At 70.9% G+C, this 13620-nt stretch carries 14 protein-coding genes; 6 read left to right on the top strand and 8 right to left on the bottom strand.

The features are described 5' to 3' along the window. Positions 1-2: 2 nt before the first annotated feature. The 3 genes from AB0E85_RS16955 to AB0E85_RS16945 all read right to left on the bottom strand — a co-directional run bounded on the left by AB0E85_RS16955 (position 3) and on the right by AB0E85_RS16945 (position 2355). Positions 3-608 carry a MarC family protein gene (locus AB0E85_RS16955; RefSeq protein WP_358958911.1) on the bottom strand — a complete coding sequence of 202 codons (606 nt, stop codon included), beginning with the start codon at positions 606-608 and terminating at the stop codon, positions 3-5. Between the two features lie 129 nt (positions 609-737). Next, a complete protein-coding gene (locus AB0E85_RS16950) occupies positions 738-1598 on the bottom strand; it encodes a PHP domain-containing protein (RefSeq protein ID WP_361927318.1) in 861 nt (286 codons plus the stop codon). Positions 1599-1713: 115 nt separating this feature from the next. Continuing rightward, complete coding sequence (locus AB0E85_RS16945; protein WP_033311058.1) at positions 1714-2355, bottom strand: DUF6758 family protein; 642 nt, start codon at positions 2353-2355, stop codon at positions 1714-1716. Between the two features lie 159 nt (positions 2356-2514). On the opposite strand from AB0E85_RS16945, the gene AB0E85_RS16940 reads away from it, so the two are divergent. Next, on the top strand, positions 2515-3738 hold the full coding sequence (locus tag AB0E85_RS16940; RefSeq protein WP_361927315.1) for an MFS transporter: 1224 nt from the start codon (positions 2515-2517) through the stop codon (positions 3736-3738). A gap of 30 nt (positions 3739-3768) precedes the next feature. Here AB0E85_RS16940 and AB0E85_RS16935 read toward each other — a convergent pair whose 3' ends face one another. Continuing rightward, entirely contained in the window at positions 3769-4353 is a 585-nt protein-coding gene (locus tag AB0E85_RS16935; RefSeq protein ID WP_361927313.1) for a suppressor of fused domain protein, read from the bottom strand. 457 nt (positions 4354-4810) lie between these two features. Between AB0E85_RS16935 and AB0E85_RS16930 the strand changes: the two genes are divergently transcribed. Both AB0E85_RS16930 and AB0E85_RS16925 read left to right on the top strand, forming a co-directional pair. Beyond that, a complete protein-coding gene (locus tag AB0E85_RS16930; protein WP_361927311.1) occupies positions 4811-5929 on the top strand; it encodes a magnesium and cobalt transport protein CorA in 1119 nt (372 codons plus the stop codon). Positions 5930-5952: 23 nt separating this feature from the next. Further along, positions 5953-6465: a hypothetical protein gene (locus tag AB0E85_RS16925; RefSeq protein WP_361927308.1), complete on the top strand. Its 513-nt coding sequence runs from the start codon at positions 5953-5955 to the stop codon at positions 6463-6465. A gap of 4 nt (positions 6466-6469) precedes the next feature. On the opposite strand, the gene AB0E85_RS16920 is transcribed toward AB0E85_RS16925, so the two are convergent. Continuing rightward, a complete protein-coding gene (locus AB0E85_RS16920; RefSeq protein ID WP_359631721.1) occupies positions 6470-7225 on the bottom strand; it encodes a hypothetical protein in 756 nt (251 codons plus the stop codon). A gap of 225 nt (positions 7226-7450) precedes the next feature. On the opposite strand from AB0E85_RS16920, the gene AB0E85_RS16915 reads away from it, so the two are divergent. From AB0E85_RS16915 to AB0E85_RS16905, 3 genes are read left to right on the top strand one after another with little or no spacing between them, the layout of a single operon-like run. After that, the gene (locus tag AB0E85_RS16915) at positions 7451-8734 is read left to right on the top strand and encodes a CBS domain-containing protein (RefSeq protein ID WP_361927306.1); all 1284 of its coding nucleotides are present in this window, start codon (positions 7451-7453) and stop codon (positions 8732-8734) included. Beyond that, positions 8724-9323, top strand: a complete 600-nt coding sequence (locus AB0E85_RS16910) for a DUF1003 domain-containing protein (protein WP_361927304.1) — start codon at positions 8724-8726, stop codon at positions 9321-9323. Before AB0E85_RS16915 ends, AB0E85_RS16910 begins: the two co-directional genes overlap by 11 nt. 43 nt (positions 9324-9366) lie before the next feature. After that, entirely contained in the window at positions 9367-10500 is a 1134-nt protein-coding gene (locus AB0E85_RS16905) for an Mrp/NBP35 family ATP-binding protein (RefSeq protein WP_361927302.1), read from the top strand. Positions 10501-10633: 133 nt separating this feature from the next. Here AB0E85_RS16905 and AB0E85_RS16900 read toward each other — a convergent pair whose 3' ends face one another. The 3 genes from AB0E85_RS16900 to AB0E85_RS16890 all read right to left on the bottom strand — a co-directional run. Continuing rightward, positions 10634-11305 (bottom strand): hypothetical protein, encoded by a 672-nt coding sequence (locus AB0E85_RS16900; RefSeq protein WP_361927301.1) that lies wholly within the window; start codon positions 11303-11305, stop codon positions 10634-10636. A gap of 228 nt (positions 11306-11533) precedes the next feature. Further along, positions 11534-11983 carry a sec-independent translocase gene (locus AB0E85_RS16895; protein ID WP_361927299.1) on the bottom strand — a complete coding sequence of 150 codons (450 nt, stop codon included), beginning with the start codon at positions 11981-11983 and terminating at the stop codon, positions 11534-11536. 217 nt (positions 11984-12200) lie between these two features. Next, positions 12201-13620, bottom strand: a 1420-nt coding sequence (locus tag AB0E85_RS16890) for a trypsin-like peptidase domain-containing protein (RefSeq protein WP_361927296.1), incomplete at its 5' end; no start/stop codon positions are given.

The following is a 13620-nucleotide window of genomic DNA, read 5'->3' as shown; positions in this document are numbered from 1 at the left end:
CGTCAGCTCCCCTGGATCACCTGCGTGACACCGTTGATGATCTGCTGCACGGCGATCGCCGAGAGCATCATGCCGGCGAGGCGGGTCACCAGGACCACACCGCCGTCCTTGATGATCCGGATGATCACCAGCGAGTAGCGCATCACCAGCCACAGCACGACGTGGATCGCGAGGATCGCCGCCCAGACCGACACCTGGGCGGCGACGCCGTGGGCCTTCTGCACGGCGAGGATGACCGACACGATCGCGCCGGGCCCGGCCAGCAGCGGCATGCCCAGCGGGACGAGGGCGACGTTGACGTCCTTGGTCTGCTTCGGCTCGTCGGTCTTGCCGGTGAGCAGGTCCAGCGCGATCAGCAGGAGCAGCAGCCCGCCCGCGATCATCAGCGCGGGCACGGAGACGTGCAGGTAGTTCAGGATCTGGTGCCCGAGGAGACCGAACACGGTGATCACGCCGCCGGCGACGCAGACGGCCTGGAAGGCCATCCGCTTCTGCACCTTGCCGGGCCGGCCGGCGGTGAGCGCGAGGAAGATCGGTGTGATCCCCGGGGGATCCATGATGACGAAGAGGGTCAGGAACAGGGAGCCGAAGACGGCGACGTCGAACATGAGTGAGCCTTGCGCAGGGGGCTGCCGCCGCGGGCAGGCGGTGCGCAGGGCGGAACGCCTGGGCGCAGCGGACAGCGCCGGGTGAGAGAAAGAAGAGGAAGAGAGACGGACCTGTACGGGGGAGAGACCTCAGACGGCTCCGCCGGCCCCCGGCACGGGAAACGCCCCGAAGGCCCGGCGCGTGATCTCCCCGTACACCTCGGGGTCCGTCGTGTACTCCCCGAGTACGCAGGTCTTCCGGCTGCCGTGGTAGTCCGACGAGCCGGTCACGAGAAGACCGAGCTCCTTGGCCAGTCCCCGCAGCCGCGCACGGGTGTCCGCGTCGTGGTCCATGTGGTCCACCTCGACGCCGTCCAGCCCGGCCGCGGCCATCTCGGCGATGGCGGCCTCCGGCACCGTGAGCCCCCGCTTGCTCGCGCCGGGATGCGCGAACACCGCGACCCCGCCCGCGCCCTTGATCAGCCGGATCGCCTCGAAGGGATCGGTCTCGTGCTTCTCCACGAACACCCGGCCGCCGTCGGCCAGCCAGTCCGGGGTGAAGGCGTCGTTCACGGTCGGCACGACACCGAGCTCGACGAGCGCGCTCGCCACGTGCGGCCGCCCGACGGACCCCTCACCGGCGATCCGCGCCACCTGCTCCCACGTCACGGGGACGCCCAGCTCCTGAAGCTTGGCGATCATGCCCTGGGCACGCGGCACCCGGTCGTCCCGGACCAGCTCACGCTCGGCGAGCAGTGCCGGCTCCTCGGCGTCGAAGAGGTAGGCCAGCATGTGCATGCTGATCCCGTCGATCCGGCAGGAGAGCTCGGCCCCGGTGATCAGCGTGACGCCCTCGGGCAGCGCGGCGATCGCCTCGGCATGCCCGCGGGTGGTGTCGTGATCGGTGAGCGCGACGACGTCCAGCCCGGCGACAGCGGCCTTCCGCACCAGCTCGGCGGGCGAGTCCGTGCCGTCGGATGCGGTGGAGTGGGTGTGCAGATCGATACGCACGACGCGGACTCCAGACACGGGCGGGACGACAGGACTGCTCAAGGATAACCAGCTTTTCAACGCCCCATGTCACACCCGAACCCGGCAAGCACCCCCTACACCATCCCTACACCGCTCAGGGTCCCAGCAGGCGCGGCGACAGGGCGCCGCAGGGCACCAGCTCGACCTCGGCGCCGGCATCCCGCAGATCCGTGAGCACCAGCTCGTCGTACATCAGCAGCCCGGACTGCTCGGGCCACACCACCGCCCACAGCCACATCCCGAGCGCCTCGCCCGCGAACACCGCCCGGTCGTCCGGGGCCCCGGCCACGTGCCACAGCGGCGTGGGCCGCCCGGCGGCCAGCACTTTCGCCTGAGGCGGCTTCTCGACGTTCATGTGCGGTCCGGGGTCGGGCCCGTCCATGCCGGCGTACCGCGCGCCGAGTCCGACACCGAGCTCCTCGGCGACCAGGATCAGCTCACCCATCCCGCCGAGCGGGCCGGGCCCCGTGCAGGCGACGGCGGTCGCCCGGCCACCCGTGCGGTCGTCCCCGGCGCAGGCCACCCCTGTGAACAGCCACCCCACCGGCAACGGCCACGGCATCCACAGCGGCACCTGGGTGCGGTGCACCACGACGTTGAGGGCGTCGACGCTGGGCGGTATCACGGGCTGCACCGGATGGACGGTGCCGTGCACATCGCACTGCCACGAGTCGGAGAAGAGGCCGGGAGCCCTGACCCGGCCACCGCACTTCGGGCAACTGGGTTCGCCCCTCATAGGGCCCCACGGTCCTACCCCCGCCCCGCCGCGTCAAGGACGATCACCCATCCGGACGGAACCCTTCACCACCAACACTAGATGCAGCTTGCATTAGTTAGACTCTCTAACTTAGTGTGTGTATATACCAACTACCTCGACCCGGAAAGGGAGCGCGCCATGGATGCCTTCGACTCCGGAGCGGGCGGCCTGCTCAAGCAGCCCAAGTCCGTGTGGGCGACCGCCGGGGCCTCGGTCGTCGCCTTCATGGGCATCGGGCTCGTCGACCCGATCCTGCCGTCCATCGCCCAGGGCCTCGACGCGACGGCGAGCCAGGTCTCCCTGCTCTTCACCTCGTACTTCCTCATCACCGCCGTCGCGATGCTGGTGACCGGTTTCGTCTCCAGCCGGATCGGCGGCCGCAGGACCCTGCTGCTCGGCCTCGCGTTCGTCGTGGTGTTCGCCGGGCTCGCGGGCACCTCCGGATCCGTCGGCGAACTGGTCGGGTTCCGGGCCGGATGGGGCCTCGGCAACGCGCTGTTCGTCTCGACGGCCCTCGCGGTCATCGTCGGCGCGGCGGCCGGCGGCAGCGCCGCGGCGATCCTGCTGTACGAGTCGGCCCTCGGCCTCGGCATGGCCTGCGGACCGCTGCTGGGCGCCCTGCTCGGGGACGCCAGCTGGCGCTACCCGTTCTTCGGCACGGCGTTCCTGATGGCCGTCGGCTTCCTGTGCATCGCGGTGTTCCTGAAGGAGCAGCCCAAGCCGGCCCGCAAGACCTCGCTGCTCGACCCTCTCAAGGCCCTCGGCCACGGCGGCCTCGCCTCAGCGGCGGTCTCGGCGTTCTTCTACAACTACACGTTCTTCACGGTGCTGGCCTTCACGCCGTTCGTGCTGAACATGAGTCCGTACCGCTCGGGTGCGGTGTTCTTCGCCTGGGGCGTGCTGCTCGCCGTCTTCTCGGTGATCGTCGCGCCCCGGCTCCAGAAGCGGTTCGGGTCGCTGAAGGTGCTCGGCGGTTCGCTGGTGCTGCTCGCGGCCGACGTGCTGGTGCTCGGCTACGGCTCCCACACCACCGCCGTCGTCTGCACGATCCTGTCCGGCGCCTTCATCGGCGTGAACAACACCGTCTACACCGAGCTGGCCCTCGGGGTCTCGGACGCGCCCCGGCCGGTGGCGAGCGCGGGCTACAACTTCGTCCGCTGGTTCGCGGCGGCGGCCGCTCCGTTCTTCGCGCCGAAGATCGAGGAGTGGACCGATGTCCACGTCCCGTTCGTGGTGGCAGCCGTCACCGCCGTCGCCGGCGCGGCCGTGGTCGTCGTACGGCGCAAGGCCCTCGCGGAAGAGGCCGAGGAGCCGGAGCCGCAGCACGCGACCGAGGACGGCGTCGGCGTCTTCGCCAACTGAGGCTTCGGAGCCTGATGTTGGTGAGCTTCCTCACTCCAGCGGGACGGACTTCCGGGACGGATCCCGGAGGTCCGTCCCCGAGTTGAGCCACTTCTCCTGGAGCGCCTGCGCGCCGTGCACGCGCTTCCAGGCGGCCTCGTTCGGGGTCATCGGCAGCAGCGGCAGGAAGCGCACGGGGTCCAGTGGCTCGTCGAACTCCAGGTCCTCCACGAGCCCGCCCGGCTCGGCGACCAGGACCGAGGTGAACGGGGCGCCGGGCCACAGCGGCTCACCGACGTCCAGAGATGCGCCGGGAGCCACGACCAGGCCCTCCACCTGCGGGGACGCGGCAAGCACGGCGAGCGGGCGGAGCACCTTGTCGGTCGCGGCGAGCCCGGCGCGGACGGAGAGGACCAGCTCGGCGCGCGGTCCCCTGACCGGGTCGGCGACCACCGCCGTGGGGTCCGTCATGGGGTGCGCGGACATCCCGAGCGAGGCGTAGCGGACGATGCCGGCCTCCTGGAAGCGGAGCACCTCGATGCGGTCCGTACCCAGGAACGTGACCGCCGCGCGCGCGTCCGGTTCGCCCAGCGCGCTGCGCAACCGGGCCTCGACCAGAGGAAGAACATCTGCCATGCGGCGAGCATAGAACTCGCCAGTAGCGGGCAAAGCAGCACCTTGACAGTTGTGTCGGCTGCTACTCTTGCCCGGTGGTTCGGGGCAGCACGCAGAAGCGTCGCGATCAAGCCCCGACGCCGAAGGAACTCCCTTACGAGGGACCGGCCGGAGGAGGTGGGGCTGCAATGGATCGAAGTCGACCGTGCAGTAGCACCACGCTCTTCGCGCCGCCGATGTAGCTGCTTCTGTCTCTGGCTGCCACCTCTCGCACTCGCTTCACCGCGGAAGAGCGCTTCGTTTCGCTTTGCCTGATCTGCCTCAGTAGCTGAATCAGTGACGAAACCGACCACCGCGACGGTGCGGTGCTCCCCGCTTTGTGGACGTGCCAAACATCAGTAGTCCCTACGTCCCCATTCCGGGTAGTTCCAGCCGTCGTCGGCCGGCGTTTCGTCGCCCGCCCGCGAAGGAGCCCGCCATGTCGATGATCCGCGACCTGCGCGCAGCAGTCGTCCGTCCCTCCCGTGTGTCGCTGCGCAAGGACGGCGGGACGTACGACGCCACCCGCAGCCCCGCGGCCGCCTCGGCCGTCGTCGACTGCGCCGTCTACCGGGACGGCCGCCGCATCGAGACCGAGACCGCCCTGACCCCGCACGAGGCGGTACGCCTGGTGCGCCGTGACGGGGGTTTCGTGTGGATCGGCCTGCACGAGCCCACGGAGGCCGAATTCTCCGGCATCGCCAGTGAGTTCGGGCTGCACCCGCTCGCCGTGGAGGACGCCGTCCAGGCCCACCAGCGGCCCAAGCTGGAGCGCTACGACGACTCCCTCTTCACGGTCTTCAAGACCATCCACTACGTCGAGCACGACCAGCTCGACGCCAACAGCGAGGTCGTCGAGTCCGGTGAGGTCATGTGCTTCACCGGGCGGGACTTCTTCATCACCGTCCGGCACGGCGGGCAGGGCTCCCTGCGGGCTCTGCGGCACCGCCTCCAGGACGACCCCGAGCTGCTCGCCAAGGGCCCCTCGGCCGTGCTGCACGCCATCGCCGACCACGTCGTCGACGGGTACATCGCCGTCGCCGACGCGGTGCAGGACGACATCGACGAGGTCGAGACCGAGGTGTTCTCCCCGGGCCGCAAGGGCTCACCGCGCGGTTCGGACGCCGGCCGGATCTATCAACTCAAGCGCGAGGTACTGGAGTTCAAGCGGGCCGTGTCGCCGCTCCTGCGGCCGATGCAGCTGCTGAGCGAGCGGCCGATGCGGCTGATCGACCCCGACATCCAGAAGTACTTCCGGGACGTCGCCGACCACCTGGCCCGGGTCCAGGAGCAGGTCCTCGGCTTCGACGAGCTGCTCAACTCCATCCTCCAGGCCAACCTCGCGCAGGCCTCCGTCGCCCAGAACGAGGACATGCGCAAGATCACCTCCTGGGCCGCGATCATCGCCGTGCCGACGATGGTGTGCGGGGTGTACGGCATGAACTTCGACCACATGCCGGAGCTGCACTGGCGGTACGGCTACCCGGCGATCATGGGCGTCACGGTGGTCATCTGTCTCGGCATCCACCGCACGCTGAAGCGGAACGGATGGCTGTGAGCAGCCTGGTTAGGCTGGGCCCCATGACAAGCGAGCTGCTCGACCAGGCCCTCGTCGAGGAGGCCACGAAGAAGTCCGGCCTCGTCTGGGTCCAGGGCCCCGACGGCCCGGCGCGTGCGCTGTGGCACGTGTGGCACGAGGGCGCCGCGTGCCTGGTCGGCGACGGACCCGGCGAGCAGCCGCTGCCGGGTCTTGCCGACGGCGCCGAGGCGCGGGTAACGGTCCGCAGCAAGGACAAGGGCGGCCGGCTGGTCACCTGGACGGCCCGGGTCACCCAGCTCGCGCCCGGCTCCGAGGCATGGGACGCGGCGGTCGCCGAGCTCAAGGGCAAACGGCTGAACGCGCCCGACGGCGAGGCCATGCCCGAGCGCTGGGCCCGCGAGTGCCGGGTGCTGCGCCTGGAACCGACCGGGGCGACGGCACCGCTGCCCGACGGCTCCCTGTCCGAGCCGCCCCTGCCGTCGCCGGCGCTCACCCGCCGGCCCGTCCCGGCGGGCCTGCCGCGCCTGCTGCTGAAGAAGCGCAAACGGGCGTGACGGCCTACGACGACGGCAGCTGCGGGCCGTAGTCCACCGTCTCGTTCCTCTCCGGCTCCCTGAGGGAGAAGTCCTCACCCCAGCCGGAGAACGTGAGGGTGCCCGCCCCGCCGGCCCGCTCCAGGCGCAGCGGGTACGGCTTGCCCTCCAGGGACACCTCCAGGGTGCCGCCGGAGCCCTTGTCGCCGGTGACGCGGATGGTGCGGACGCCCGCCTCCTCGTCGTGGCCGTCCGTCGCGAGCGTCCCGTGCAGGGTCAGCAGACCGTCGAGGAGGAGAGCCTTGTCCGTGAATCCGCTGAACTTCTTGTACGAGGGGTCGCCCTGCGGCACCTTCACGAACTTGCCGTCGAGCTTGGAGGCCGCCGCCGCGTCCGCCTTGCCGCTCCCGCCCTGGCCGCTGCCGTGAGTCCAGAACTCGGCGTCCGCCTTGACGTAGAGCTGCTCGCCGATGCGCAGCAGCTTGAAGGTCGCGCCCTTGGAGGTGACCGAGCCGTCGCCGCCGTCGTCCTTCAGCCGCATGTCGAGCGCGTACGTCCGTCCGCCGCTGACGACGTTGCCGTGCACCCGGACCGCCCCGGCGGACTCGGCGGCCGACCGGGTCTTGCCCTGGATCTTGGCGGCGGGGAGTCTGCCGACTCCATTGGTGCCCTCGTTCGGATCCTCCGCGCAGCCGGTGAGCACCGTTCCCGTCACGAGCAGGGCGCACGTCGCGCTCGCGAGTGCGGCACGGCGGCCGCGGCTCTGGCGAATCGGAGTCACAGGTGGGGCTGCCTCTCTGACGGGAGACCTGAACGGCGTACCGCAGGGTACCGGGGTCGTGCGGGCGGATCGGAGCCAGTCCGTCCGGACCGGCCGCCGACGCGTCACCGATCGGGACGGGCTAGCCTGAAGCCCACCCGAGCGGGCAATTCGGAAGACACAGGCACAAAGACAGCCACCCAGACAGCCAGCACGAACCACCCCGCACGAAAAGGAGCCGCGGCCATGGCAGCGGGCGCCCCCCGGATCTTCGTATCGCACCTCCAAGGTGTCGCCGTCTTCGACCCAGCCGGCGACCAGGTGGGGCGGGTGCGCGATCTGGTCGTCATGCTGCGGGTGGGGCAGCGCCCCCCGAGGCTGCTCGGCCTCGTCGTCGAACTCGCCACCCGTCGCCGTATCTTCCTGCCGATGACCCGGGTCACCGCCATCCAGTCCGGCCAGATCATCACCACCGGCGTGCTCAACGTCCGGCGCTTCGAGCAGCGGCCCACCGAGCGGCTGGTCTTCGGGGAGCTGCTGGACCGGCGCGTGAAGCTCACCGAGACCGGTGAGGAGGTCACCGTCCTCGACCTGTCGGTGCATCAGCTGCCGGCCCGCCGGGAGTGGGAGATCGACCGGGTCTTCGTCCGCAAGGGCAGAAAGGGCGGGGCGTTCCGGCGGGCCAAGGGCGAGGCGCTGACCGTCGAGTGGACGGCGGTCACCGGGTTCTCCCTGGAGGAGCAGGGGCAGGGCGCCGAGAACCTGCTCGCGACGTTCGAGCAGCTGCGCCCCGCCGACCTGGCCAACGTCCTGCACCACCTCTCCGCCAAGCGCCGGGCCGAGGTCGCCGCCGCCCTCGACGACGACCGGCTCGCCGACGTGCTGGAGGAGCTGCCGGAGGACGACCAGATCGAGATCCTCGGCAAGCTGAAGGAGGAGCGCGCCGCGGACGTCCTGGAGGCGATGGACCCGGACGACGCGGCCGACCTGCTGGGCGAGCTGCCGACGGACGAGCAGGAGCGCCTGCTGAGCCTGATGCAGCCCGGTGACGCGGCCGACATGCGGCGCCTGATGTCGTACGAGGACCGCACGGCGGGCGGTCTGATGACCACCGAGCCGATCGTGCTGCGCCCGGACGCCACCGTCGCCGACGCGCTCGCCCGGGTCCGCAACCGCGACCTCTCCCCCGCCCTGGCCGCCCAGGTCTACGTCTGCCGGCCCCCGGACGAGACGCCGACCGGCAAGTACCTGGGCACGGTCCACTTCCAGCGCCTGCTGCGCGAGCCACCGCCGTCCCTGGTCAGCTCGATCGTGGACACCGACCTCCAGCCGCTCGACCCCGAGGCGGAGCTGCCCGCCATCGCCGGGTTCTTCGCCACGTACGACATGGTCGCGGCGCCCGTGGTCGACGAGGCCGGCTCGCTGCTGGGCGCGGTGACCGTGGACGACGTGCTGGACCACATGCTCCCGGAGGACTGGCGGGAGACGGAGTTCCACCTGGACGAGGAGGTGGCGACCGATGGTTCCTGAGCGTGAGAGCGTGCGCGAGCGCACGCCGGCGGGCGCCACGGCCGCCTCCCGGCCCCGCACGACCCGTCTCGACCAGCCGCTGCCGCGCCGGCGCCGGTTCCTGCCCGAGTACGACCCGGAGGCCTTCGGGCGGCTGTCGGAGCGCATCGCGCGGTTCCTGGGCACCGGGCGGTTCATCGTCTGGATGACGGTCGTCATCATCCTGTGGGTGGTCTGGAACAGCCTCGCCCCGCGTCACCTGCGCTTCGACGAGTACCCGTTCATCTTCCTCACCCTGATGCTGTCCCTCCAGGCCTCCTACGCCGCCCCGCTGATCCTGCTCGCGCAGAACCGGCAGGACGACCGGGACCGGGTCAACCTGGAGCAGGACCGCAAGCAGAACGAGCGGTCGATCGCGGACACCGAGTACCTGACGCGCGAGATCGCCGCCCTGCGCATCGGCCTGGGCGAGGTCGCCACCCGCGACTGGATCCGCTCGGAGCTCCAGGACACGATCAAGGAGATGGAGGAACGGCAGAACGGCCACCGTCACGACCCCGTCGTATTCCCGGCGGAACGGTCACGGGGACGTGACGCAGACGACCGCTGAGACGCTTTCCTACGCACCGGTACGGCGCCGTACCATCGTCCTTATGGCTATGGAAGACGCGGTGCGCGAGGCACTGGCGACGGTGAACGACCCCGAGATCCACAAGCCCATCACCGAACTCGGGATGGTCAAGTCGGTGGAGATCGGCGCGGACGGGGCGGTCGCGGTCACCGTGTACCTCACGGTCTCGGGCTGCCCGATGCGGGACACGATCACGCAGCGGGTGACCGACGCGGTCTCCGCGGTCGAGGGCGTCACCCGCGTCGACGTCACGCTCGACGTGATGAGCGACGAGCAGCGCAAGGAGCTGGCGTCCGCCCTGCGCGGCGGCCAGACCGAGCGCGAGGTCCCCTTCGCCAAGCCCGGCAGCCTCACCCGCGTCTACGCGGTCGCCTCCGGCAAGGGCGGCGTCGGCAAGTCCTCGGTGACGGTCAACCTGGCCGCGGCGATGGCGGCCGACGGGCTCAAGGTCGGTGTCGTCGACGCCGACATCTACGGCCACTCCGTGCCGCGCATGCTGGGCGCCGACGGCCGTCCCACCCAGGTCGAGAACATGATCATGCCGCCGTCGGCGAACGGCGTGAAGGTCATCTCCATCGGCATGTTCACCCCGGGCAACGCCCCGGTCGTCTGGCGCGGGCCGATGCTCCACCGCGCCCTCCAGCAGTTCCTGGCGGACGTGTACTGGGGCGACCTGGACGTCCTGCTCCTGGACCTGCCGCCCGGCACCGGCGACATCGCGATCTCCGTGGCGCAGCTGGTCCCGAACGCGGAGATCCTGGTCGTGACGACCCCGCAGCAGGCGGCGGCCGAGGTCGCCGAGCGCGCGGGCTCCATCGCCGTGCAGACCCACCAGAAGATCGTCGGCGTGGTCGAGAACATGTCCGGCCTGCCGTGCCCGCACTGCGACGAGATGGTCGACGTCTTCGGCACGGGCGGCGGCCAGCTGGTCGCCGACGGCCTGACCCGCACGACCGGAGCGAACGTCCCGGTCCTCGGCAGCATCCCCATCGACGTGCGCCTGCGCGAGGGCGGCGACGAGGGCAAGCCGGTCGTCCTGACGGACCCGGACTCTCCTGCGGGCTCGGCCCTCCGGGCGATCGCCGGCAAGCTGGGAGGACGCCAGCGGGGCCTGTCGGGCCTGTCCCTGGGGATCACTCCGCGGAACAAGTTCTGATCTGACGCCGGTGGGCGCAAGCGCCCTTCCAGGGGGCGCGGGGAACTGCGCGAGCCACACGCACGACCCGCAGCCGCCCGCGCACCAGAACCCCACGACGAAGGGCGCCGGAAAACCCGGCGCCCCAGGAAACTCACGCGTACGCGGCGATGTCCTTCACCACGGCGAAGCCGAGCCCATACGCGCTCATGCCTCTGCCGTACGCCCCGACATGAACCCCGGCCGACGTGGACCCGGCGAGCACCCAGCCGAACTCCGACTCCCGGTAGTGGAACGCCGTAGGCACGCCGTCCACGGGCAGCGACAGCGTCGACCAGTCGTCCCCGTCCAGGTCGTCCGCCAGCACCCACGCCGTTTCCGTCTGCTGCTCCAGCCAGTCGTCCCGCAGGGCGTGGTCCATCTGCCCCGGCCAGGTGAAGGACAGCAGCCCCACACCCGCGAGCCACGCCGCGGAGGAGACCGACGTGGCCTCCAACAGCCCCGTGCCGTCCGCCGTGCGCCGTGAGGGGTTCGCCGCCACGGTCACGACGACCGCGAACTTCTCCTTGGCATCCAGATCGCCCCCGGCGGCATGCTCGTTGCGCACCGTGGGTTCGTCCCCGTGCCCGATCGACCCGTGTTCCACGGCCCCGTCGGCGGTCGTACCGACCTGCATCAGCCAGCGCGGTCCCGTGAAGGCCTCGTCGAGGCCGTACCACGGGAAGGGCGCACGCAGGTAGCCGTCGACCGTACGCCGGGCGGAGGGGAGCTGTTGTCCACCCTCCGCGGCCGGCGTCTGCGCGACTGCCCGACTCGTCGTCTCCATGTGCCCGGACGCCTCCTCGCTCTAGTCGGACCGGAACGGCCCGCCCCCCTTCGGGCGTACTCGTCACGGTCCGCACAACAACTCGGCAGCATAGCCACACCGCTGCGAGCAGCAGGGAAACCGCCCGGCGCGTGGGCCGCACGGGCGCCCGGTTCAGGCCGTAGACAGCCCGACCGGAGTATGAAACGCGTCACGCGCTCGGGGGCGCACGCCCCCTGGGGGTGTCGCTCAGGTGGCGTCCGCGTCGAAGGGCGGCCGGTCGTCCGGACCGGGCGTCTCCGGCTTCTTCGTCATGTCGATGCGGCCACCGGACGAGCCGGCGGCGCCGGCGGACGACCCGGAGGAGGCGTCGGATTCACGGCTGTGCACGGCGTCGGTGACCTCGGCCATCTCCTTCTTCAGGTCGAAGCCGTTGCGGATCTCCTTGAGCCCCAGGTCCTCGTTGTCCAGTTGCTTGCGGATGAACGTCTTGGGGTTGAGGTCCTCGAACTCGAAGTCCTTGAACTCCGGGCCCAGTTCCTCCCGGATGTCGTTCTTGGCGCTCTCCGAGAACTCACGGATCTTCCGGATCGTGCGCGTCACGTCCTGGATGACCTTGGGGAGCTTGTCCGGACCGAAGACGAGCACGGCGAGGACGATGAGCGTCACCAGCTCGAGTGGTCCTATGTCATTGAACACCTGAAGCTCCTAGCGATGTCCTCGGTCCTCGGCCCTCGTGGTCGGTGCGGGTCTTGCCGTGGTCCGGGCCGGATCCACGGTACCCGGCGATCCTGTCCGACCGGTACTGTCCCGGGACCTCCGAGTGCGGGAGGTGGGAGCGCTTTCCCGATTGTTTGCCTGGCTGGTCCCCGACGGGAGCTGTCGTGGCGTCTGCGCGGACCCCGGATCTCATGCCTCAGCCACCGGACGATCCGAGGACGAGCGAGACCTTCCGCTCCTTGCCGCCGCGTTCGACGGTCAGCTCCAGACGGTCGCCGGGGCGGTGCGCCCGGGTCTTGACGATCAGTTCCTCACCGGAGTGCACCCGCCGGCCGTCGACCTCCGTGATGACGTCACCCGACTTGATTCCGGCCTTGGCGCCCGGGCCGCCCGCGGTGACCGGTGCTCCGCCTTCGCTGCCCTCGGTGGCGACGCGGGCGCCGTCGCCCGTGTAGTCCATGTCGAGGGTGATGCCGATGACCGGGTGGGTCGCCCTGCCGGTGTTGATCAGCTCTTCCGCGACGCGTTTGCCCTGGTTGATGGGTATGGCGAAGCCGAGGCCTATCGAACCGGAACGGCCGCTGTCCTGCGTGGAACCGCTGTCCGCCGAGCGGATGGCGGAGTTGATGCCGATGACCCGGGCCCGGGCGTCGAGGAGGGGGCCGCCGGAGTTGCCGGGGTTGATGGGCGCGTCGGTCTGCAGTGCGTCGACGTACGACACGTCGCTGCCGTCACCCTTCTCGCCGCCGGCCGTGATGGGCCGCTGCTTGGCGCTGATGATGCCGGAGGTGACCGTGCCGGCCAGGTCGAAGGGGGCGCCGATGGCCACGACCGGGTCGCCGACCTGCACGTTGTCCGAGTTGCCGAGGGGCAGCGGGGTGAGTCCGCTGACGCCCTTCACCTTGACGACGGCGAGGTCGTAGCCGCTGTCCCGGCCGACGACCTCGGCCTGGGCGGTCTGCCCTCCGTTGAAGGTCACGGTGATCTCGCCGCCCGAACCGGCGGGCTGCACGACGTGGTTGTTGGTGAGGATGTGCCCACGGGTGTCGAGCACGAAGCCCGTGCCCGTGCCCTGCTCGCCCGCGCCGCTGACGTGCAGCGTGACCACGCTGGGCAGGGCCCGCCCGGCGATCCCGGCCACACTGTCCGCGTCCCGCGCGACGGCCTCCTTCCCGGCCTGCGGCAGCTCGACGCTCCCGACGCCCCCGTTCCGCTCCAGGTACGTCCCCACGACGCCGCCGATGCCTCCGGACACGAGCGCGAGCAGCACGGCACCGAGCACCAGGGTCCTCTTGCCCCGCTTGCGCCGCTGCTCCGTACTCGGCACGGCGGCGCCGTTCTGCTGGAGAGGACCGTGTCCCCCGGCGCCCGCCGGAGCGGCCCAGGGGTCGTAGCGCTGCCAGGGGCCGGGGGCGGGAGCAGGGGCCGGCGCACCGGCGTACACCGGCACGGCCGGCATGGGCACCGGGGCGCCGGGGGGCGGCATCTCGGCCGAGGCCGGAGGGGCGGCCGCGTGCCCGGTGGGCACGGGAACGGCTGGCGCGGGAACGGCTGGCGCGGGAACGCCGGAGGGCGTCGGCGGCTCGGCCGGCGCGTGAGATGCAGGCCCGTGATCG

Origin of the sequence: Streptomyces sp. NPDC029044 (genome assembly GCF_040637495.1) — a bacterium.
Taxonomy (GTDB): domain Bacteria; phylum Actinomycetota; class Actinomycetes; order Streptomycetales; family Streptomycetaceae; genus Streptomyces.
Note: the sequence above shows the minus strand (reverse complement) of the source record. Positions and strands in the feature narration are given on the sequence as shown.

What these genes read in the sequence shown, in the direction of transcription:
- AB0E85_RS16945 (WP_033311058.1), bottom strand. Translation starts at nt 2,355, where the DNA reads ATGAGGGGCGAACCCAGTTGCCCGAAGTGCGGTGGCCGGGTCAGGGCT.
- AB0E85_RS16940 (WP_361927315.1), top strand. Translation starts at nt 2,515, where the DNA reads ATGGATGCCTTCGACTCCGGAGCGGGCGGCCTGCTCAAGCAGCCCAAG.
- AB0E85_RS16910 (WP_361927304.1), top strand. Translation starts at nt 8,724, where the DNA reads ATGGTTCCTGAGCGTGAGAGCGTGCGCGAGCGCACGCCGGCGGGCGCC.
- AB0E85_RS16930 (WP_361927311.1), top strand. Translation starts at nt 4,811, where the DNA reads ATGTCGATGATCCGCGACCTGCGCGCAGCAGTCGTCCGTCCCTCCCGT.
- AB0E85_RS16900 (WP_361927301.1), bottom strand. Translation starts at nt 11,305, where the DNA reads ATGGAGACGACGAGTCGGGCAGTCGCGCAGACGCCGGCCGCGGAGGGT.
- AB0E85_RS16905 (WP_361927302.1), top strand. Translation starts at nt 9,367, where the DNA reads ATGGCTATGGAAGACGCGGTGCGCGAGGCACTGGCGACGGTGAACGAC.
- AB0E85_RS16955 (WP_358958911.1), bottom strand. Translation starts at nt 608, where the DNA reads ATGTTCGACGTCGCCGTCTTCGGCTCCCTGTTCCTGACCCTCTTCGTC.
- AB0E85_RS16915 (WP_361927306.1), top strand. Translation starts at nt 7,451, where the DNA reads ATGGCAGCGGGCGCCCCCCGGATCTTCGTATCGCACCTCCAAGGTGTC.
- AB0E85_RS16935 (WP_361927313.1), bottom strand. Translation starts at nt 4,353, where the DNA reads ATGGCAGATGTTCTTCCTCTGGTCGAGGCCCGGTTGCGCAGCGCGCTG.
- AB0E85_RS16925 (WP_361927308.1), top strand. Translation starts at nt 5,953, where the DNA reads ATGACAAGCGAGCTGCTCGACCAGGCCCTCGTCGAGGAGGCCACGAAG.